General features: G+C 39.0%; 21 protein-coding genes. 11 read left to right on the forward strand and 10 right to left on the reverse strand.

The annotated features are described in order from the left end of the window. Positions 1-12: 12 nt before the first annotated feature. On the reverse strand, positions 13-240 hold the full coding sequence (locus P3L44_RS08450) for a YejL family protein (RefSeq protein ID WP_004911940.1): 228 nt from the start codon (positions 238-240) through the stop codon (positions 13-15). Between the two features lie 242 nt (positions 241-482). On the opposite strand from P3L44_RS08450, the gene yejK reads away from it, so the two are divergent. Beyond that, positions 483-1,484: a nucleoid-associated protein YejK gene (yejK, locus tag P3L44_RS08455; protein ID WP_004260056.1), complete on the forward strand. Its 1,002-nt coding sequence runs from the start codon at positions 483-485 to the stop codon at positions 1,482-1,484. 97 nt (positions 1,485-1,581) lie between these two features. Here the strand turns inward: yejK and rplY are convergent, their stop codons facing one another. Then, positions 1,582-1,863, reverse strand: a complete 282-nt coding sequence (gene rplY, locus P3L44_RS08460; protein ID WP_004260060.1) for a 50S ribosomal protein L25 — start codon at positions 1,861-1,863, stop codon at positions 1,582-1,584. A 165-nt stretch (positions 1,864-2,028) separates the two neighbouring features. Continuing rightward, positions 2,029-3,786 carry a DEAD/DEAH box helicase gene (locus tag P3L44_RS08465; protein WP_140172552.1) on the reverse strand — a complete coding sequence of 586 codons (1,758 nt, stop codon included), beginning with the start codon at positions 3,784-3,786 and terminating at the stop codon, positions 2,029-2,031. A gap of 223 nt (positions 3,787-4,009) precedes the next feature. Here P3L44_RS08465 and rsuA point away from each other — a divergent pair, with 223 nt between their 5' ends. From rsuA to P3L44_RS08480, 3 genes are all read left to right on the forward strand, one after another. Then, complete coding sequence (rsuA, locus tag P3L44_RS08470) at positions 4,010-4,732, forward strand: 16S rRNA pseudouridine(516) synthase RsuA (RefSeq protein WP_140172551.1); 723 nt, start codon at positions 4,010-4,012, stop codon at positions 4,730-4,732. 3 nt (positions 4,733-4,735) lie between these two features. Continuing rightward, positions 4,736-5,920 carry a Bcr/CflA family multidrug efflux MFS transporter gene (locus P3L44_RS08475; RefSeq protein ID WP_140172550.1) on the forward strand — a complete coding sequence of 395 codons (1,185 nt, stop codon included), beginning with the start codon at positions 4,736-4,738 and terminating at the stop codon, positions 5,918-5,920. Positions 5,921-6,549: 629 nt separating this feature from the next. Beyond that, positions 6,550-6,891 (forward strand): hypothetical protein, encoded by a 342-nt coding sequence (locus P3L44_RS08480; RefSeq protein ID WP_102137693.1) that lies wholly within the window; start codon positions 6,550-6,552, stop codon positions 6,889-6,891. 263 nt (positions 6,892-7,154) lie between these two features. Here the strand turns inward: P3L44_RS08480 and mepS are convergent, their stop codons facing one another. Both mepS and P3L44_RS08490 read right to left on the reverse strand, forming a co-directional pair. Further along, positions 7,155-7,739, reverse strand: coding sequence for a bifunctional murein DD-endopeptidase/murein LD-carboxypeptidase (gene mepS / locus P3L44_RS08485; protein ID WP_004253117.1), 585 nt, complete (start codon positions 7,737-7,739; stop codon positions 7,155-7,157). 815 nt (positions 7,740-8,554) lie between these two features. After that, on the reverse strand, positions 8,555-9,154 hold the full coding sequence (locus P3L44_RS08490) for a YrbL family protein (protein ID WP_272662196.1): 600 nt from the start codon (positions 9,152-9,154) through the stop codon (positions 8,555-8,557). Positions 9,155-9,490: 336 nt separating this feature from the next. Between P3L44_RS08490 and P3L44_RS08495 the strand changes: the two genes are divergently transcribed. Next, positions 9,491-9,835, forward strand: a complete 345-nt coding sequence (locus P3L44_RS08495) for a hypothetical protein (RefSeq protein ID WP_004253122.1) — start codon at positions 9,491-9,493, stop codon at positions 9,833-9,835. 136 nt (positions 9,836-9,971) lie between these two features. Here P3L44_RS08495 and yeiP read toward each other — a convergent pair whose 3' ends face one another. The 3 genes from yeiP to P3L44_RS08510 form a co-directional block, all read right to left on the reverse strand. Further along, positions 9,972-10,544 (reverse strand): elongation factor P-like protein YeiP, encoded by a 573-nt coding sequence (gene yeiP, locus P3L44_RS08500; protein ID WP_140172548.1) that lies wholly within the window; start codon positions 10,542-10,544, stop codon positions 9,972-9,974. Positions 10,545-10,729: 185 nt separating this feature from the next. Continuing rightward, positions 10,730-11,974 (reverse strand): tryptophan permease, encoded by a 1,245-nt coding sequence (gene mtr / locus P3L44_RS08505; protein ID WP_140172547.1) that lies wholly within the window; start codon positions 11,972-11,974, stop codon positions 10,730-10,732. 160 nt (positions 11,975-12,134) lie between these two features. Next, on the reverse strand, positions 12,135-12,572 hold the full coding sequence (locus P3L44_RS08510) for a nucleotide triphosphate diphosphatase NUDT15 (RefSeq protein WP_140172546.1): 438 nt from the start codon (positions 12,570-12,572) through the stop codon (positions 12,135-12,137). Between the two features lie 164 nt (positions 12,573-12,736). On the opposite strand from P3L44_RS08510, the gene fruK reads away from it, so the two are divergent. After that, a complete protein-coding gene (fruK, locus tag P3L44_RS08515; protein WP_004253135.1) occupies positions 12,737-13,672 on the forward strand; it encodes a 1-phosphofructokinase in 936 nt (311 codons plus the stop codon). Between the two features lie 68 nt (positions 13,673-13,740). Here the strand turns inward: fruK and nfo are convergent, their stop codons facing one another. Further along, positions 13,741-14,586: a deoxyribonuclease IV gene (gene nfo / locus P3L44_RS08520; RefSeq protein WP_140172545.1), complete on the reverse strand. Its 846-nt coding sequence runs from the start codon at positions 14,584-14,586 to the stop codon at positions 13,741-13,743. A gap of 100 nt (positions 14,587-14,686) precedes the next feature. Further along, complete coding sequence (locus tag P3L44_RS08525; RefSeq protein ID WP_140172544.1) at positions 14,687-15,766, reverse strand: YeiH family protein; 1,080 nt, start codon at positions 15,764-15,766, stop codon at positions 14,687-14,689. 193 nt (positions 15,767-15,959) lie between these two features. Between P3L44_RS08525 and yieE the strand changes: the two genes are divergently transcribed. The 5 genes from yieE to P3L44_RS08550 all read left to right on the forward strand — a co-directional run bounded on the left by yieE (position 15,960) and on the right by P3L44_RS08550 (position 21,839). Next, entirely contained in the window at positions 15,960-16,823 is an 864-nt protein-coding gene (yieE, locus tag P3L44_RS08530; protein ID WP_125891229.1) for a DNA-binding transcriptional regulator YeiE, read from the forward strand. Positions 16,824-17,067: 244 nt separating this feature from the next. Then, positions 17,068-18,558: an amino acid permease gene (locus P3L44_RS08535; protein ID WP_140172543.1), complete on the forward strand. Its 1,491-nt coding sequence runs from the start codon at positions 17,068-17,070 to the stop codon at positions 18,556-18,558. A gap of 221 nt (positions 18,559-18,779) precedes the next feature. Continuing rightward, positions 18,780-19,943 carry an ABC transporter substrate-binding protein gene (locus P3L44_RS08540; RefSeq protein WP_410480048.1) on the forward strand — a complete coding sequence of 388 codons (1,164 nt, stop codon included), beginning with the start codon at positions 18,780-18,782 and terminating at the stop codon, positions 19,941-19,943. A gap of 19 nt (positions 19,944-19,962) precedes the next feature. Further along, positions 19,963-21,057: a FecCD family ABC transporter permease gene (locus tag P3L44_RS08545; RefSeq protein ID WP_094960414.1), complete on the forward strand. Its 1,095-nt coding sequence runs from the start codon at positions 19,963-19,965 to the stop codon at positions 21,055-21,057. Continuing rightward, positions 21,051-21,839, forward strand: a complete 789-nt coding sequence (locus P3L44_RS08550) for an ABC transporter ATP-binding protein (protein ID WP_109911588.1) — start codon at positions 21,051-21,053, stop codon at positions 21,837-21,839. The genes P3L44_RS08545 and P3L44_RS08550 overlap by 7 nt, the downstream gene beginning before the upstream one ends. The last annotated feature ends 133 nt before the right edge of the window (positions 21,840-21,972 follow it).

The raw sequence follows: 21,972 nt of genomic DNA on the forward strand, positions 1-21,972 counted from the left end.
TTCATTAATCAATTAGTGTGATTGATCTTCTTTAACAGAAGAAAGTAATGCATTTGCGAATGATTCTGCAATCATTTTACGTTGCGCAGGCGCAACCGACGTATTCAGCAGATTCGTTACCATATTACCTAACACCATGAGGGAAAGGTCAACAGGGGTGTGATTTTTTTCTAACACACTCACGAGGTCAGAAAGTAAACCTTCAACTTTTTCATCACTATAGCGAGATGATTGTGGCATAAATTGAGACATCCTAAATTAATGAAAGCTACATATCATAGCGTATCACAGTTGGTTTTTCTTCTTTCTTCGCAACAAATTTTTGTTTAAATGGGAATAATGTTAATTCAGATTCGTAAAGTGCGTATTAGTTCAGCGTAATCAGGCTAAAAATAGAACAAATGATGGTTTCTGTTGCAGATGAATAATATCAATGTTTGAATACGCGCAACATTATTTTCGCTATAACGAAGGAGCCAACAATGAGTCTGGAAATTAACCAGATAGCTTTACACCAGCTAATTAAAAGAGATGAGCAGACCCTAGAGGTGATGTTGCGGGATTCTTTATTGACAGCAGATGGTGTCGTACAAGACATGATGGCAGAATTACACCGCGTCTATAGTGCTAAAAGTAAAGCATTTGGTGAATTTAACGAAGAAAGTGAACTTGCTGATGCGTTAAAGTTATTGCGTAAGGGCGAAGAAGAATTTTTAGGTTTCAGCCGTGCGATGACGGTTCGCTTGAAAGATGAATTAGCCAAATATCCTTTTGCGGAAGGGGGCGTGGTTCTCTTTTGTCAATACCGTTACCTCGCGGTCGAATACTTATTAATTGCGGTGCTCAATAGTTGTGACAGCATGTTTGTCACAGAATCATTGGATTTAGGCACGACACATTATTTAGATATTCCTCATGCAGATATTGTCGCACGTATTGATTTAACCGAATGGGAAACCAATCCTGAGTCAAAACGCTATTTAACTTTCTTAAAAGGTAGAGTAGGGCGGAAAGTTTCTGATTTCTTTATGGATTTTCTGGCTGCATCTGAAGGGTTAAACGCAAAAGTTCAGAATAAAGGCTTGGTTCAGGCACTTGATGATTTTTGTGACAATGCACAAATGGACAAAAATACGCGCCAAGCTTATCGCCAGCAAGTACATAGTTATTGCACAGAACAATTACAGTCTGGAGAGGAAATAGAGCTACAGGCGTTGGCAAAAGAGCTGCCAATGGTTGAAGAACAAAGCTTTGACGATTTCGCTCGCCAAAATGATTATCAACTCGAAGAAAGTTTCCCTGCCGATAGAGGAACGTTAAAGCAATTAACGAAGTTTTCGGGGAGTGGTGGCGGGATCACGATTAGCTTTGATGCGATGCTCATGGGGGAGCGTATCTTTTGGGACCCTGTCACTGATACGTTAACCATTCGTGGCACACCACCTAATTTGCGTGATCAATTACAACGCCGTGGTACTAAATAGGTTGTGGTGTTGAAGAGGTAGAAATAAATAACGCCGCAATTGCGGCGTTATTTACTCGGCGTCCCGAAAATTTCTAAAGCTCGGCTGTGGGCTTTAATTAAGCGCGCAGGAAGTCAATGTGCGTCACTTTTGGCTTAAATGGGTGACGTTGAACAGCCTGAACTTTTACTTTTGTTTCTTTACCATCGATAACCAGATTCAGAACTTCGTAAAATTCTGCTTTGCTTTCTTGGTTGATGATTTCATCGTGGTTAAGAGTTACAGAGATAGCTTCTTGGTTGCCACCGTAAACGATAGCTGGAAGCTGGTTATCTCTGCGCAGGCGGCGGCTCGCACCCTTACCCTGCTCTTTACGTTCAATTGCATTGATAGTTAACATTACTATTTCTCTATAAAAAGAAAATATAAATTCCTGCTACAGGCGACCCAGCAGCAGGTTCGAGATTTGGCCTAGGATAATCTATTCATAGAACAAGATATCGGAAGGCGGGCGGCATTTTAACGAAAAATCGGCCATCCAGCAATCATTATGATCATTTTCACGTTATGACAGGGGAGCAGCAACGCGAAAACGCCCTTGATAATCGAAGATTTTCTCTCGAATTTCCCAAAAGCGTTCTTTTTTGCGCGCGACAATAAATTGGGGATATCGTAATAAAGATTGTTGCACTAATATATCATTTGCATTATTCCACTTAAACGGAACACCTGGGGCACGCTGATGCTCACGTAAAAAACGATATTCGAACACGCGTTTTTGTGCGGGTGTGGCTAGGCGAAAACGTTCTGAAACACAGGTTCCATCTTCATCATAATAATTGATTTTAATCCATTCACCTTTGTTATCACTCCCTGTAATGAATTGCATACCACCACAACGAATAATTAACGCATCTTTGAGTTTTAAGGCGGCTTTTAGCATATCGTCAGGGTCGGTAAGCACTTCTTGGCATTTTTGACAGCGACGAGCCGCTATATCATTTTCTGCACCACAGTGTGGACATTGTTTAAACCGAAAACGAAATTCACATTGTTTTTTCTGCTTATTTTCATCTTCTTCCCAGCCTTGGCAGCGCCGGCCGTAATGTTCAATAATTTGCCCATCAGAGGTACATTTTCCCCAAAAAATATTCGCAAATTGGCATAATGGGCAAAAAACTTGCACAGGCACACTGGTTGAATTTGGTTGACTTGACCCCACTTCAGGCCGAAATAAATCGTGTGGATTACCTGCGTAATCTAAGATTAAACAGCGTGTTTTTCCCTCATAAAGGCGTAATCCTCGGCCAACAATTTGTTGGTATAAGCTGACTGACTCTGTTGGCCGCAAAATAGCAATCACATCGACATGAGGCGCATCAAACCCTGTTGTTAATACTGAAACGTTAACGAGATAATGTAATTCTTTATTTTTAAATTGCTTAATAATTGCTTGCCTATCAATTGCTGGGGTTTCAGCCGTCACTAATGCCGCACTATTCTTCGGTAGATAACTCAGAATTTCTTTGGCATGCTCGACCGTCGCAGCAAAGATCATGCAGCCTTGTAACGGTGTTGCATATTCAATAACTTGCTCAATAATTTTAGGCGTAATGCGTTGTTGTTTTTTTAATGACAAATTAAGTTCTTGTTCGTTAAAAATACCCGATGATGTTAGTGAAACTTGGCTAAAATCATATTGTAAAACAGGCATGTCTAAGCGTTCAGGTGGAACTAAGAATTTGTTTTTAATCATATAGTGTAGGGGGAGTTCATAAATACACTCTCGGAAAAAACAATTTTCATCACCACGTACCATGCCATGGTAATGGTATTGGTAAATCCAGCCACTGTTGAGGCGGTAAGGGGTGGCTGTTAATCCTAAAATACGTAATGAAGGGTTATTAGCTTGTAAAACTTGAATAATTTGTTGATATTGGCTTTTATCATTCAAACTTATGCGATGGCACTCATCAATAATCACTAGGGAAAAATGTGCATCAAATGCTTTTAGATTGCGAGCAACGGATTGCACACTGCCGAAAACGACTTTGCTTTGAGACTCTTTGCGATTCAGTCCCGCGGCAAAAATATCAGCTTGCAGGCCATATGCGAGGTACTTAGCATGGTTCTGTTCAACTAACTCTTTCACATGAGCTAATACCAGCACTCGTCCTCGAGCGAGCCGAGCCAATTCGGCAATCACTAAGCTTTTACCTGCGCCAGTAGGCAAGACAATCACAGCCGGGTGAGTCTGCTTACGGAAATAACTCACTGTCGCATCGACAGCTTCTTGTTGATAAGGGCGTAAAATAAAAGGCATATTATTCAGTATTATGTAATTAAATCAGGTGAATGACGTTAAATTTAATTTAAAACGATGAGTCTGTCTAAAGATGTCAGCTGCTTAGGTGAAGCTATCACTTCACAGGGGTTATTGTTATAATGAATAATGTGATAACAATCACAACACCCTTTCACTCTATATTCTGACAGTTGAGCGTTATTGTACGCTTCGCTGGCATTCCATCAAGTTAAGAGAATCTATGCGACTGGATAAATTTTTGTCCCAGCAATTAGGGATAAGCCGAAGTTTGGTAGCGCGAGAATTGCGCGCAGGGCTTGTAACGGTTGATGATGAAATCGTTAAGTCAGGGGCCTTTCAAGTTACGATTGATCATGAAGTCGCTTATGATGGTAATGTCCTCGTGCAAGTTACTGGGCCGCGTTATTTTATGTTACATAAGCCACAAGGCTATATTTGCTCAACAGATGACCCAACACATCCAACAATTCTTTTTTTTATTGATGAGCCTCTCGCACAAAAACTGCATTCAGCAGGACGTTTAGATATCGACACAACGGGTCTTGTCTTATTAACTGATGATGGTCAGTGGTCACATCGCATTACTTCACCGAAGCATCATTGTGAAAAAACATACCGAGTTCAATTGAGTGACGATATCGCCAATGATGTTGCCGAACAGTTTGCTCAGGGGGTCATGCTTAACGGCGAAAAACACCCAACTAAACCGGCGAAACTGGAAATTATTAGCCCTAGAGATGTCCGATTGACGATTAGTGAAGGGCGCTATCATCAAGTAAAACGCATGTTTGCTGCGGTAGGGAACCATGTTTGTGGGCTGCATCGTGAACGCGTTGGCGAAATTTGGCTAGATGAGACACTTGAACCAGGAGAATACCGCCCACTGACGGAAGAAGAGATCAATAGTATTAATGTACCACGTAAAAAAACAGCAGGAGTTTAAAGAGTGCAACAGCAGCGTTCATCCTATTTGGGGCTGATATTAATTCTAGGTTTATTATCGATGTTAATGCCATTGGCTATCGATATGTACCTACCAAGCTTTCCGACGATGATGCATTATTTTAATGTAGATGAAGGGCGCATTCAGATGACGCTCAATAGCTACATTTTTGGTTTTGCTATAGGGCAATTATTCTATGGTCCGATGGCAGATAGCATTGGGCGTAAACCTGTTATTTTAGGTGGGGTCGTCGTTTTTGCCATCGCATCAGCAGCCTGTGCTATTACGGAATCGATTGATTCACTGATTTGGTTACGTTTCTTACATGGTTTTGCTGCTGCCGCTGCAAGTGTTGTGATTAACGCACTTATGCGGGATATGTTTACTCGTGATGAATTTTCAAGAAGTATGTCTTTTGTTGTCTTAGTGATGACAATCGCACCGTTGTTAGCCCCTATTTTAGGGGGGGAGCTAATGCGCTGGTTCTCATGGCATGCAATTTTTTGGAGCATCGCCATTGCCGCGGTTATCGCTGTCGTTTTAGTGAGCTGTTTTGTGCGAGAAACATTACCCGTAGCTAAAAGGCAGAAGTTTCATATTGGTACAACATTAAGGCAGTTTGCTACTTTATTTAGGGCAAGACAGGTACTGTTCTACATATTAGCGAGTTCATTTTCCTTTGCAGGGATGTTTTCGTTCTTAAATGCAGGCGCTTTTGTGTATATCGATTTAAATGGGGTATCTCCACAGAATTTCGGCTACTATTTTGGTATCAATATCATCTTCCTATTTATTATGACGACAATAAATAGCCGCTATGTTAGGCATTTTGGTGCCGAAAAAATGCTTTATTTTGGTATTATTATTCAATTTGTAATGGGGGTGTGGTTGCTAGCGACAACAGCCTTTGCGCTAGATTTTTGGACACTGGTAATCGGCGTTGCCATTTATGTTAGTGGTATAGCGATGATCACGTCGAATGCAATGGCAGTGATCTTGGATAATTATCCACATATTGCAGGAACCGTTTCTTCATTGGCAGGAACAATAAGGTTTTCAATTGGCGCACTCGTTGGAACTTTGTTATCACTAATACCTGCTCAGAGCGCATGGCCAATGGTCGGCTCAATGGTTGCTTGCGTGGCGCTCTCGATGTTATTTGTTTTACTAGCCAAAAAAACAAAATAAATCATATGTTTTTAAGTTTCATGGATGAAACTGAGAACACTCAATTCTCTTCTTCATTATTTATAACGGACTAATCAAAGTTTGTTCTAGTTACTTTCCCATATAATTCATTTATCTATTAGAGATAAAAGTGATTGCTCGATAAAGTCGAGTGATAACGCAGTGGTATTAATAATCTTTAGTGAAAAATGATCTAAATCAATTATCATTACAGCTGAATTTGTTAAATTTATGTTTTGTGATTTGATATGCATTGCAACATTATTCATTAATAAAAATTTGGATTTACTTCAAAAATAAACTGTTTTTTACTATTTTCTTTTCACAAATGTAAAAAAAAGTTAAGTGTTTTATGCAAGATGTTAGGATGTAGCGATCAAAATTAGTTTATATTTTAAGATATTTGCTATTAAAATGAATATGCAATGATTTATGTCACAAAAATTTAACGACATTTTGTTTTTTTAATGTTATATTTATGATTCGTTATTTAACATTAATGTCACTTTTTAGATAACTAAAAGTTCGGTTTGAACGATGAATGATTGGCTTAAGCCCGTGTTAGGTCAAGTAAGAAAGTAAATATCAATACTTGGCAAAATACTAAAATGTTTCAATAGGATATGTTTGTGGAAAAATTAGGTCTTTCGGTGGTGCACAGGCTACCGCAAAGCTACCGCTGGTTATCAGGCAAAAAAGGTACCGATGTTGAAGTTGTGCCTATGAATGATGTCGATAGCGATAAGCTTGTGGGGCTGAAACTGCTTAGCCATGACTGTGCGACAGACTGTATTGCAATGCAGCAATTGTCTGAATCATTATCAGACATGCAGATTGCTAATGCGATCTTAGAGTGGCAGAAAGAAATTTGCCTATTTATTCATGCTAATGATGAGTTAGCCGCTATGTGCCGTTTAAAAGCTTCAGGTGTTGCTATAGCAGAACTTTCTTCTGGTTTTTATAGTGCTTAGCTTTGAGTATGTTTTAATCTTAGTTTAGTAATGATGGCTCGACTGTTTATTACTGTTTTTGCTTACTGATTTTATTTGGCTCTATATTTAAAACTGTTTTTTTGGATGAGTATCATCATGAGGTGGAATTTGGTGACTGAGTTATTTTTGATTTAAAATCGGATGACTACCACTAAATTTAGTCAGTAAAGATTTCCAATAAAAAAGCTTCCATCAAATGGAAGCTTTTTTATTGGAAAGGGGATATAGGGTACTACAAAAATTTATGAACCGTTGATAATGCGTCTACTTGCGTAATATCTTTTGCTCCAGTAAGAGTTAGTCATTTCAGAAACGATAACACCACTACTGGTTGATGCATGGACAAATTTTTGGTCACCAATATAAATGCCAACATGCTTCATAGTACGGCCTGTTTTAAATAAAACAATATCACCGACTTTTAGATTATTACGTTTTACGCTTTTGCCGGAGGATTCTTGTTCAGAGGTCGTACGAGGGAGTTCAACACCAAATTGTTCAAGAAATGTTCTCTGTACGAAACTTGAGCAATCAACACCTTTCTTTGTTGTGCCGCCAAGACGATAAGCTACGCCTTTCCAGCTTGCGTATTGATCCATTATTTTAGATTTAGTATCAACACTTTGTACTAACTCTTCGAATTCATCTTGAGATGCCATCGTCAATGAGTCACCCGCAGAACCATTTAGCATACGAGTATCTGATTTAGCAGTATATTGTGTGTTTTTAGCTGACTTTGGGTTGGTACATGCTGTGAGCGTTACGGCGATTGCAATTGCCGGAACAATGCGCCAAGCATAGCGCTTAAGTTTTTCAGAGGTTAGCATTCTTATATATATCCCTTACCATTTTTCTTTTTAGTACTTTATTGTGTAAAAAGACACAAAAAAACTAAACTTATCCCTGTGAAAAACGCATTATAGATGGCAAAACTGTGTTTTTCGCAGAAAGTGTTTATCGTAGTACCACTAAACTTCGAGTGTACTAGTCATATTTAGTGACTTATTGAGTATAGGAGATATATCAATATTTACTAAATTTACTAAGACATTCTTTACATTTTTTTGTTTAGAAGATTCAGCATCGTAGTAGTACCAAATCAAACCTTTAAGAGCATACATAAACAAAAGCAAAATGGCGAGTTAATAGGGGTGAAATTTACAAAACATTAGATAAAAGTGCCTATTTGCCATTGGTTTATGTGACAATTGTCTACAATGAAGGATATTACTTATAAAGATGGTATTTTTAACTAGTAAAATATGAACTAAATCACACTTTTCTATGTGTTATTTCAGTGAATTTGCATAATTAAGGAGCTTTCAAACTAGAAGTGTAAAGAAGTTTAAGTTTTTATTTAGAGGGAGTGTGTTTGTACTCAAATAAACAGCTTAATTTTTGTTAAGAAAGTCCATTAGAATAAAAAACGCTCAGAAAATAATTTAAAAAATAAAAGTACTGTATGTATATCAGTATTTTTTGGTTGTATTTATTAGCAATTCTCCACAATATTAATATCGACTAGTGAGTAGCATTCTACCATAACCATTCATAACCAATGTATTGTTAGAGCAACTCTAATAATACGTCAATATAACTAGATATTTAATGGTGACAGCAAAATAGGGGGCGAGGAATGTGTCTATATCTTAAGATTATAGTCACGATAAAGTCGTTGTTCGAAATCAGCAAACCGGCGATTTAGGGTGGAACGAGCAATTCTAGTTGAGAAATAATCAATGGGGATTAGGTTAGATGAGCCAAGGTTATCTATAATAATAAATTGACCATAAGGTTTATAGCCTAGTTGATAAACGATGTTATAAGTTTTGAGCGCCATCGTGGTAATAGCCTCTTTGTATATGTTCTTTTTAAATTGCTCATAAGCAATTTTCATGTTTCTTTTATGTTTCAAAAAAACTTGTTTATTTTTTAGATAATAATCTAAAGTATTTGAAACATTTTCTGTCTTATCTTTGATTAATTGGAATACGTACCCTAGCCCCCGATCAGTTTGCTGGGTGCCATAGTAATGAGAAATCGTTTTTACGGTAAGATTCCTTTTATACAAGCGTTTATAATAGCGAACCTCTCTTAATGTTTCTTTATCATCTCGCCCACTTAAATGAACTTTTACACATAGGTGATTATACTCAGGATGCTGATAACAAGCACGTTGCCTGCCTGATGCGATCAAGTTTTCAGAAGGTAATAAAATTTTTTTATCTAAGTTCATATTCATGATAATAAACACTTTTTTTAACAAGTTTAAGGTGTTTGATATATAGATATACCTAAAATGGCATAGCGACGATTTTTATAAATTAATTGACCAATGCTAATAGATTATATTTATAAAGTGTTGCATTTTGTGTGGTTAATTAAGTGTGAGGCAAGTCATATATTTTGTTTTGATAAATAATAAAACAAAAAATAAAAAACTACGGCTATAAATGAAATTATTAATATCCCTTTGGAATTAGTATGTCGTCCTCAGGCAATTCAGCCAAATAAATACTTTAACTGTAAATAAATTACAGGAAGTGACGATAACATAATTTTAAACGGGAATTTCGTTATGAATAGCTCAGTAAAAAAAATGGTAATGGCTTTTTTAGCAGTAACAGCATTGAACTCAAGCTTTTCAGTATTTGCATCTGAAAACAGTGAGGTAAAACGCAGCAATACAGGCGTTATTCGATTTACTGGAGCTATTGTAGCAGCGCCTTGTATTGTCGAAGCCAATGCGAATAAAGTAGAAACCAAATGCTGGAATGATAGTGGTAAATTGGAAACCGCATCTGCAGATATTCGTAAACTAAAGAATCAAGAAATGTTGCTTCCGAATCAAAAAGGTACTCAACAATTCAACTGGATTAATAAAGATAAAACCCTAGGTATTTACACAATAAAATACGATTAATTTTGAGACGAACACAAATTGAATATAGCAAACTAAGATGAGAAGGTATGCAATGTTTAATTTTAATGACATATGCCTATGAACAATAAATTCATAGGCATATAAAGGCTTATTTCTTTCAAATCAAAAGCAGAAATTAATCACAACGGCCCATATAACGACGCTCAGCGATATGAATACGAATTTTTTCACCGGTTGTTAAATATTCAGGAACTTGAACTGTTAACCCTGTAGCCATCGTTGCAGGCTTAGTTCGTGCGCTAGCCGAAGCCCCTTTAATTGCTGGGGTTGTCTCAATAATGACCATATCAACCGTTTGTGGTAACTCTAAAGCAAGAACTTGCCCATCCATTGTTAACACTTGCATTCCTGGTAACCCTTCTTCAGGAATGAAAAGTAATTCTTCTTCAATATCGGCTTTTTTGAAAAGGTAGGGAGTATAGTCTTCATTGTCCATAAAGACATATTCATCACCATCAATATAAGAAAAGCTCACTCCACGACGGGTTAGGGAAATTGTTTCTAAAATATCATCGCCTTTGAAACGCTCTTCAACTTTCTGGCCCGTTTTGATATCAGTAAAGCGCATTTTATATAATGTACTCGCTCCACGAGCACTAGGTGCTTGAATATCAATGTCTTTTACAAGTAATAATTTGCCATTGTAGTTTATTGCAAAACCACGTTTGATTTCATTGGCCTTGGCCATAAATAACCTTCTTTGGGGTTGTCAAAAAGAGTGCGACAAAATTACTCGCAGATAAGGAATTAGGCAAGATGCTAAAGTCAATTTTCGGTGAAAAATTTTTGGAAAATACAATTTTAGATAATACAGTTCTTGGATAAGGCAATAAGTATGAATATAACCCGTGGGCTATATTCATACTGAAATGATTAGTAGATAGGAAGTAAGCCAGACAATGACAATAAATGAGCCACCGCATTAACTAAACCAAAAAGGATCACGAAGCCAATGATAAAGCTTCCTCCTGGTGCTCTATAGCTGTTATTTGGATAACGTTTACGACTGGCTCTTGCCATCAAGGCAGGGACAATAACAGCCCAAATAGTGGCAGCCAACCCGGCAAAACCAATCGCATAAATAAACCCATTAGGGAAAATTAAAGCGAGAATTGTTGGTGGTAAAAATGTGACTGCGACAGATTTAAGACGGCCAAACTTATTATCTTCAAATTTGAAAAAGTCAGCAATAAAATCAAATAACCCTAAAGACACGCCTAAGAAAGAGCTAGCTAGAGCCATGTACGAAAACAGGTTCAAAAATTGAGAGATAAAACTACTTTGGGTGGAAATATTCATTTGAGCCAGTAATGCATCAATATTATTGCCGTTTTCTCTGATCTCAATAAATGACGTTCTTGGAATATTTCCTTGAATAGCGTACTGCCATAAAATATAGATAACAACAGTGATTGTGGCACCATAGACGAGGCTCTTAACAACACTACGGCTATCTTTATTATAATATTTTACTAATCCAGGGACATTACCATGATAACCAAAAGAGGTTAATAAATAAGGTAATGCGGCTAAGGCATAGGGGAGGTATTGGCTTTCGCTTTGCTCAGTTTGGTTAAATAAAATCGCGGGCGATGCAGTGGAAACCATCCCACCGATTGACATGATAAAGGTGATTACCATCCCGCCAATTAAAATGGTGCTTAACCTGTCGACAGCACGTGTAGAAAGCCATACAAAAAAAGCAACAATGAAAGCAAAAACAAAGCCTGCACCCGCTTGTGGTATCTGTATTTTTTCTGACAGGTTTGCTGCGATGATAGAGCTGCCCGCAGAAATATAGGCATAAGTGAGTATATAAAGCACAAAAGTAACGGATAAGCCGTTAATTGAATTCCAAGTTGAACCTAATAAATCCTTTACCATTGTATGGAAACTAGCACCCGCAGGGTAATTCATATTAGCTTCTAAAATCATTAACCCAGAAAGTAACATGCAAATAAAGGTATAAATTAACAGTATGACAGAGCCTGTGAACCATACGCCGGAAGTCACCATAGGAATTGAAAACATACCCGCACCCACCGCAGTACCGGCAATGATCATCGCACCTCCTAATATAGAAGGATTTTTTTGTTGTGTTGTTCCATCAATAGCCATGGTGGCTCCTAAATATATCGTTTCACTGTACTAGCTAAATGATACGGCAAGAGTGCAGTATTGTAAATATAGTAAATGGAATAAAATAGGGAAAAATGAGTAATTAGAAAGGGATGGATGATAAACGTACAAAAAGAGGATGTTGTACGTTTACACTTGATTAGGCTTTGTGGTGATAGAAACGTTGTGTAAGCCAGAGGTCAACAGCATTGCGGCTAGCTTCAAAATGAGGCTCTGGGAGCTTATCAGGTGAAACCCACATTAAGTTTTCACATTTATCTGCTTCCATAATTCGAGGCTCAACATCACCGCTATATTCAACATGCATACAAATAGAAACCGTATGTTTACCTTCTTGTTGATAAGTTTGTAAATTATTGCTGATGCCAAAAACGGTGGGGGCTTGGATATCAATACCAATTTCTTCTTTTATTTCGCGAATGGCACAATTTTCAAAAGACTCACCTGGGTCAACGTGACCTCCGAAAATAGACCAATAGGGCGCATGTTTACTGCTGCGTTTACCCATTAAAATTTGCCCATGTTTGTTCGTGATTAGAACACCGACACCCACGACGACGTTGGTAGGCTCAGACATATCTTCTCCTTATTGTTTTATTTTTTAGCGCGCTGATCCTGACATAATCGTGTAGAAAAACAAGCAGGAAAAAGTACAAATATCACTGAAAACAATATGCTTTAATGTTATAACTATAATTAAATTTAAAGACACGATAATCATGATAAGGGAGATTAGTGGTTATGACTCGCCGGGTTGCTACAATTACATTAAATCCTGCTTACGACCTTGTGGGCTTATGCTCTACTATCGAAGTTGGTGAAGTCAATTTAGTCAAAACCGCTAGCCTCAATGCGGGTGGTAAAGGTGTCAATGTCGCAAAAGTGCTCCGCGACTTAGGTATTGATATCACCGTTAGTGGTTTTATGGGAAAGGATAACCAAGAAGAATTCCAACATTTTTTCAGTGAAAATGGTATGGCTAATCGCTTTAGTATGGTGCCAGGGCGTACACGAATTAACGTGAAACTCACTGAAAATAACGGGGAATCGACTGATTTCAATTTTTCAGGTTTTGAAGTTAGTAAAGAAGATTGGAACCGTTTCTCGACAGAGTCGCTCAACTGGTTAGGCCATTTCGATATGGTTGTGGTGAGCGGAAGTTTACCGAGTGGTATTGACCCAGAAGAATTTACTCGCTGGATGACTCGCCTTCGCCAATTATGCCCATGTATTATTTTCGATAGTAGCCGAGAAGCCTTAAAGGCAGGTTTGAAAGCGTCACCATGGCTAGTAAAACCTAATCGTCATGAATTAGAAAGTTGGGTTGGCCGAAAACTGCCAGATTTACAAGATGTTGTAGCCGCAGCGCATGAGTTAAGAGACAAAGGAATTTCTCATGTTGTTATTTCATTAGGGGAAGAAGGGGCTTTGTGGGTTAATGCTTCGGGTTCTTGGCTGGCGAAACCGCCACATTGTGAAGTGATAAGCACGGTTGGGGCTGGTGACTCGATGGTAGCAGGGCTAGCTTATGGGTTACTCAATGGAGAGTCCAGCGAGCATACGTTACGTATGGCGACCGCAATTTCTGCACTATCCGTTTCTCAGCCAGATGTCGGTTTAAAAAATAGAAACAAATTAGCGGATATGATGGCTAAAATTGAAATGAAATCGTTATAGTGCGTTAGTTTCAACCAAAACCCCTACATGATAAATGCAGGGGTTTTTGGTTATTAGAATGCAAATAATTAGCTATTTTGTTGTGCTTTGAGCCATGCAATTTCTTGCGGCCAAATATCGGGGTTAACGGTTTCTAAAATCAATGGGATACCATCAAAGCGGTTATCTTGCATAATGTAAGTAAATGGCGCAAAGCCTATGTTTCCTTCACCTAAACTATGGTGGCGGTCAACGCGGCTGGCAAATTCACTTTTAGCATCATTTAGGTGCATTCCTTTTAGAAATTCAAACCCGACAATCTCTGCAAATTGGCCGAATGTTTTGTCACAATCTTCGGCCGTGCGTAGGTCATAACCTGCGGCAAATGCGTGGCAAGTATCAATACAAACGCCTACACGGCTTTTATCTTTCACCCGTTCAATAATTTTTGCAAGATGCGTAAAGTCAAAGCCTAAGTTAGTGCCTTGTCCCGCCGTGTTTTCAATTACAGCGGTCACGCCTTCGGTCTCAGCAAGGGCAATATTAATAGATTCAGCAATTCGAGCTAAACAATCGTCAATTTCAATTTTCTTTAAATGACTACCTGGGTGAAAGTTAAGTAAATCAATACCTAATTGTTCGCAGCGTTGCATCTCATCGATAAAAGCGACACGAGATTTCTCTAAAGCTTCAAATTCGGGGTGACCTAGATTGATCAAATAGCTGTCATGAGGAAGGATTTGATGCTTGCCGTACCCATATTTCTTGCAGTTATCTTTAAATTTTTTAATAACGTCTTCGCTTAACGGTGCGGCTTTCCATTGGCGCTGATTTTTTGTGAATAATGCAAAAGCGGTTGCATTGATTTCATGTGCGCGAATAACGGCTTGGTCAACGCCACCTGAGGCGCTGACATGTGCTCCAATATATTTCATTTTTGACTCCTTTTTATTGGAGTATGCCATTAATAAGTGAATAAATGAAATCAACAAAAAAGCCACCAGTTAAGGTGGCTAAAAACGAGGAAAATGTAGATTAAAAAATGTTTTGAATCAGTAGGTTAATTAATAGCCCGCCAACTATCAACCAAACAAACAGTATCAGCGCCATTAACAAGGGTTTAATACCCGCTTGGCGAATAGCGCTAACATGGGTAGTCAGCCCTAAAGCCACCATTGCCATTGCGAGTAAAATTGTATCTAACGCAATGATTTGTTGCACTAATACTTGAGGCAGTAGGTTGAGTGAGTTAAAACCTGCAACAACAATAAAGAATACAGCGAACCAAGGAATAGTAATTTTGCTTTTTGGGCTATTGGTTGTTTGGTTAGCCGCTGTTTTACGGCTTAAGAAAGCCGATAAGATAATGAGAAAAGGCGCAAGCATCATGACACGGATCATTTTGGCAATAACAGAGGCATTTTCTGCATCTGTACCAATTGTATGGCCTGCTGCAACAACCTGTGCAACTTCATGTACTGTTGAACCAATGTAAATTCCAAAGGTTTCTTCTGTTGCCGGAAACCAACCAAAGTGTGCGTTTAATTGGTAAATCCAAGGGTAAACAAAGATACAAATCGTACCAAAGATAACAACGGTTGAAACGGCAACCGCGACTTTACTTGCGGATGCTTTAACGACAGGCTCAGTTGCCATGACCGCGGCTGCGCCACAGATACTACTGCCAGCACCAATTAATAGTGTTGTTTCTTCATCAAGACCGAACACTTTTTTACCTAGCCAATACGCTAGTAAGAATGTTGATGTTAATGTTAAAGCATCGATAATGACACCAGTGGCTCCGACGTCTGTGATTTGCTGGAAAGTAAGGCGAAAACCATACAAGATAATACCAGCGCGTAGGAAATAGTGTTTGGCAAATTTAATGCCTGCATCACAAGATTGACTGGCTACGGGATAAAAAGTATTCCCTACAATAATTCCTAATAATATTGCGAGGGTTAATGCACCTAAACCGATATCCATAAACCAGGGTTGGTCACCGAGGTAAATTGCAATAGCAGTTAGGAGCCCAGCTAAAATAATACCTGGTATGAGTTTTAATATAGGGTTCTGACTGTTCTGCTCAAGGGTGTTGGTGTCACTTTTATTCATGATGATGCTCTTTATTACCGCTTATAAGATTTAGTAATAAGGATATAACAAAAGTAATAATAATTTAAATTGATTATCTTTATATAATCTACCACCAAAATAGATTATAAGTTTCTTCTGGAATATTGCGAATAAATCGTTAATATTAACATTATTATTACAAATACTAAAAATCACGTTGGGGCTTACCTTTATGCGAATTACACTTAGGCAACTTGAGGTTTTTACGGAAGTATTAAAAAGTGGCTCCACGACGCAGGCATCTCAGTTATTAGCGCTTTCACAATCAGCTGTCAGCGCATCCCTAACGGATTTAGAAGGCCAATTAGGCGTTCAATTATTTGACCGTGTGGGTAAACGACTTGTTACAAATGAGCACGGAAGGCTGCTTTATCCCAAAGCGTTAGCATTATTAGAGCAAGGGTTAGAGGTCGAGCAATTATTTAAAAAAGAGATGGGGGCTGTGCGTCTTGCTGCCAGTACGACGATTGGTAATTATATTTTGCCAGAAGTCTTAGCGGGTTATCGTCATGATCACCCGGATATACCTTTAGAGCTTTTTATCAGTAACACAGAAGAAATCATTAAATCCGTTATGGAGTTTCGAGCGGACGTTGGGTTAATTGAAGGTGTTTGCCATAGCCCTGAGTTAATTTCTAAAGCATGGTTAAAAGATGAACTCGTTATTTTTGTTTCACCTCAAAACCCATTAGCGAATAAAAATATCTCTTTAAAAGATTTGCGTGATGCGCCTTGGATTTTGCGTGAAAGGGGGTCAGGTACGCGAGATGTCCTTGACCAACTATTATTTGCACATCTTCCCGGCTTTCATATTTTAATGGAGCTAGGTAATTCAGAAGCGATTAAACATGCAGTGCGTTACGGAATAGGCATAAGCTGTTTATCACGCCGAGTGATCGAAGAGCAATTAGAAAATGGCTCTCTAGTCGAATTAAAAATAGACGAACTTCATTTAGAAAGAACGCTATACTTGATTTATCACCGTCAAAAGCATCTTTCGAACGCGATTACTAACCTGTTGTCTTATTGCAACTAGTAATACTCGCCATATATCGAGCCGCAGCCTTGTTGGCTGCGCTTTTTCGTCTTAGTTAAATACCTCATTCTATTTTTGATATTCTTTCAATAGAAATGGGGGGTATTTGGCAATAACGCGTTTTACTTATAATTTTGTGTGAATTATGAAGGTATCTTATAACAGTGAAGAGTTGCTTAGTTCTCACAGCCTATTTTGCTAGAATCCATGCGATATTAGCTGAATAATAAATTGCAGGGAACAAATGTCAGAACAACATACCAATACTATCTCGCAGGGCGGCCCACAAAGACTACGCCGTGAGTTAAAGGCGCGCCATCTTGCGATGATTGCTATCGGTGGATCTATCGGTACCGGTTTATTCGTTGCATCGGGTGCAACGGTTGCACAAGCAGGTCCCGGTGGAGCACTCCTTTCTTATGCTATCATTGGCTTAATGGTCTATTTTTTGATGACCAGTTTGGGCGAGTTAGCTGCTTATATGCCTGTTTCGGGCTCATTTGCAACTTATGGTGCAAAATATGTCGATGAAGGCTTTGGTTTCGCACTTGGGTGGAACTACTGGTACAACTGGGCCGTGACCATTGCGGTTGACTTAGTTGCCGCTCAATTGGTGATGACCTACTGGTTCCCAGATACGCCCGGTTGGATTTGGAGCGCAATCTTCCTCGCCATTATTTTCTTACTGAATTTCATCTCGGTTAAAGGGTTTGGTGAGGCTGAATACTGGTTCTCATTAATAAAAGTCACCACGGTCGTCATTTTTATTGTTGTCGGCGTATTAATGATTTTTGGCATCATGAGCGGTGCGGAAAATGCCGGGTGGCATAATTGGGAAATTGGTGATGCACCTTTTGCTGGTGGTTTTTCAGCAATGATTGGCGTGGCAATGATAGTTGGGTTCTCATTCCAAGGAACTGAATTAATCGGTATTGCTGCGGGTGAATCGAAAGACCCCGCTAAAAATATTCCAAAAGCCGTGCGCAAAGTATTTTGGCGTATCTTGTTATTCTATATCTTTGCAATCTTAATTATTAGTTTGATCATTCCTTACACTGATCCAAACTTACTGCGTAATGATGTCAAAGATATTAGTGTAAGCCCATTCACTTTAGTATTTGAAAATGCAGGCTTATTATCTGCGGCAGCAGTCATGAATGCGGTTATTTTAACAGCGGTATTATCGGCAGGTAACTCCGGTATGTACGCATCAACGCGTATGTTGTATACCTTAGCCCGAGAAGGCAAAGCGCCGCGTATTTTCGCCCGTTTATCTAAAGGTGGCGTACCTCGTTATGCTTTGTTAGCAACGACGGTTATTGCGGGCTTATGTTTCTTGAGTTCCATGTTTGGAAACCAGACGGTGTACTTGTGGCTATTAAATACATCGGGAATGACAGGGTTTATTGCTTGGTTAGGTATTGCAATTAGCCATTATCGTTTCCGTAGAGGCTATATTGCACAAGGGAGAGATCTTAATGACTTACCTTATCGTTCAGGTTTTTTCCCAATTGGTCCTATTTTTGCCTTTATTTTGTGTTTAACAATTACATTAGGCCAAAACTACCAAGCCTTTTTAGAAGATAAAATTGATTGGGTAGGGGTTACCGCAACTTATATTGGAATTCCGTTATTTTTAGCAATTTGGTTTGGTTATAAGATAGCGAAGAAAACGACGTTTATCCGTTATAAAGACATGAGCTTTCCAAGTTACCGCGAAAATTTAGATAAATAGTTTTTTTAAATATCTATCATCAATAACAGCACTCTTAATAGGGTGCTGTTTTTTTATATATAGCGCAATAAACCTGCATTTTGGCGGTAAAATAGGCTGAATGTTTAGGTTTACGATGATGGTCACATAATTCTATTGATGAAAGCCATGATTAAACTAATAATCGTATTGATAAGTATTCTTATTTGCTTTATTGTTACCGCATAAAAAAAAGTAAGTCAATGAGGTTAAGAGTGGAGCTTAATACTATGTCGTCGGTAGCCAAGAAGTCTGTAGCTAGGTCGGTAGTAAAAGGAATAAGTTTAGCGTTATTAGCAAGTGCCAGTATGAGCGCTTGGGCTGCAACAGTGACTGATATTGCAGGCCGTACTGTTGAGGTTCCTGATAATGTTAATCGCATTTTGTTAGGTGAAGGGCGCCTGTTTAGTGCAATAGCTCTGCTGGAAGGTGATAAACCTATTGACCGAATTGTCGGTTGGCAAGGTGACCTTCGAAAACTAGACCCTCAAACCTACGCTGTTTATAAAGCTAAATTCCCTGAAATTGACAATATTCCACTGATTGGTAATACCAGCGCAGATAGCGTCAGTTCAGAAAAAGTATTAACCCTAAACCCTGATATTGCGATTTTTGGTTTGTCAGGCCATGGGCCGGGAAAAAATAGTGAATTAGTTAACCAGCTTGAGAAAGCCGGCGTACCTGTTGTATTTGTGGATTTCCGTGATAAACCACTGGAAAACACCTTGCCTAGTATGCGTTTACTTGGCAAAGCATTAAATCGTGAACAGGCAGCAAATAAGTATGTCGATTTTTATGAAAGAAACCAAAAATTAGTCACTGATATTACTTCTAAAATACCAGAAGATAAAAAACCAAGTGTTTTTATTGAATTACGTGCAGGAGCATTTGAAGATTGCTGTGGTACCGCGGGCGATGGAAATATGGGGAACTTTATTGATTTAGCTGGTGGTAAAAATATTGCTAAAGGCGTTTTGCCGGGCGCGCTTGGTACGATGAACTTAGAGAAAATCATTGCTGCGGACCCAAATATTTACATTGCATCTGGTGCAAAAGCGCCGGGTAGTAAAGATGCAGGCGTTCAATTAGGCGCACAAAGCACATTAGCTGATGCACAAGAAAGCCTGAAAAAAATTACTGAACGTAAAGGGATTAGCTCGTTATCAGCCATAAAAGATAAGCAAGATTATGCTATCTGGCACAATTACTATAACTCTCCATACAATGTGATTGCGACGCAAGTTTTCGCCAAATGGTTTTACCCAGAACAATTTACCGATCTTGAACCGCAAAAAACACTGGATGAATTACATAGAGAGTTTCTCGCTATCGAACCAACAGGTGTATATTGGGTCAGCGAAAAGTAATGAAAATGGGTAAGAATTGATGAGTATTACGAGCGAGCCAATAGTTGCGGCTGAAAAAGCAGCGATTCAGGCTGACAACAATGTAAAACAACATTATCAAAATATGTTACGCCGTCGATTGACATGGATAGCTGTTATCGTCGCTGCGATTTTATTATCACTGGTTATTGATTTCACCTTAGGTCCTTCAGGGTTATCCCTTGAACGCTTATGGCAAACCTTAATGACCCCAGAAGCAGTTGATGCAGGAACTCGAGTCATTGTTTGGGATATCCGTCTGCCATATGCATTGATGGCCGTGGTGATTGGTATGTCATTAGGACTTGCTGGTGCTGAGATGCAGACTATCCTCAACAACCCGTTAGCGAGCCCATTTACACTAGGGGTATCTAATGCGGCGGCTTTTGGTGCCGCATTGGCGATTGTTTCAGGGATTGCAATTCCAGGCGTGCCTGACCAATGGGTGATATCAGCCAATGCCTTTATTTTTGCCCTGTTAGCCGCACTGATGTTAGACGCAGTCACTCGTTGGACGCGTGTAGCAACTTCAGGTGTCGTACTGTTTGGTATTGCGCTTGTGTTCACCTTTAATGCATTGGTTTCCATGATGCAATTCATCGCAACAGAAGATACCTTGCAGGGTTTAGTCTTTTGGACGATGGGCAGTTTATCAAAAGCGACTTGGGTAAAACTTGGGGTGATGGCATTAGTTTTCGCACTTATTTTCCCAATTGCCATGATGAGTTCATGGAAGCTAACGGCTTTAAGGTTGGGTGAGGATAGGGCGATCAGTTTCGGTATTGATGTGCGCCGTTTAAGGTTAACAACGTTATTACGCATTAGTATTTTATCGGCGCTAGCAGTGGCATTTGTCGGTCCTATTGCCTTTATTGGTTTAGTTGCGCCACATATAGCAAGGTTGATTTTTGGTGAAGATCACCGTTTTTATCTGCCTGCAAGTGCATTAATTGGGGCGTTAATTTTATCCATGGCCTCAATAGCGTCGAAGAATATTATTCCGGGTGTGATTATCCCTGTTGGGATCGTGACCTCGTTGGTTGGTGTACCGTTCTTCCTAAGTATTATTTTGCGTCATAGAGGGAACGTATCATGAGTGGCCTGATTATTAACCAATTTAATGCAGGTTACCCTAAACGTCCCGTAATTGAGAACCTATCGACGGATATCTTGCCTCGCGGCAAGATCACGGTATTACTTGGGCCAAATGGTAGTGGCAAATCCACATTATTGCGTTCGTTGGCGGGGTTAAATAAGGCAACAGGGCAGTTATTACTGGATGGTCAAGACTTAACCCAACAGAGTTTTGCCCAGCGAGCACAAAATGTGGTGTATTTACCGCAAACGTTACCTGCTGGTGTGCACCTGTATGTTTTAGAGTCAGTGATTGTTGCTCAACGTGCTTCAGGCGGTTTGAGGAATGAGAATAGTAAAGACGAAGTGATGGGGTTATTACGTCAATTGGGTATTGAGCATTTGGCGTTAAGTTATTTAGACCAACTCTCAGGTGGTCAAAAACAATTAGTGGGTTTGGCACAATCTTTAATTCGTCAACCCAACTTATTGTTATTAGATGAGCCTTTAAGTGCGTTAGATTTAAATTACCAATATCATGTGATGGATTTAGTCGCAAAAGAGACGAAACGTCGAAATATAATCACGGTTGTGGTGGTTCATGATATTAATATTGCGCTCAAACATGCGGAGCATGTATTAATGTTGAAACAAGGTAATTTAATTGCTCAAGGCGAACCCGCTGAGGTTATTACCCCCGAAAGCCTTGCTGAGGTTTATGGCGTGCGGGGTCGTATTGAACGTTGTTCGCAAGGTGTGCCACAAGTCCTAATAGATGGGCTGGTTGATAAATTAGCAAGTTAATATAGTAATAGAATAGTGTGCTTGCAGCACTTGGCAAGCACATTAAATAAAATATAGAGGGCGCAATATTAAAAAATAAAATCTTAATTAATAGTAATTACCCACAGGAAATTTAATTGAATTATATAATGGT

Source organism: Providencia sp. PROV175, from assembly GCF_032707045.1.
GTDB classification, from domain to species: domain Bacteria; phylum Pseudomonadota; class Gammaproteobacteria; order Enterobacterales; family Enterobacteriaceae; genus Providencia; species Providencia hangzhouensis.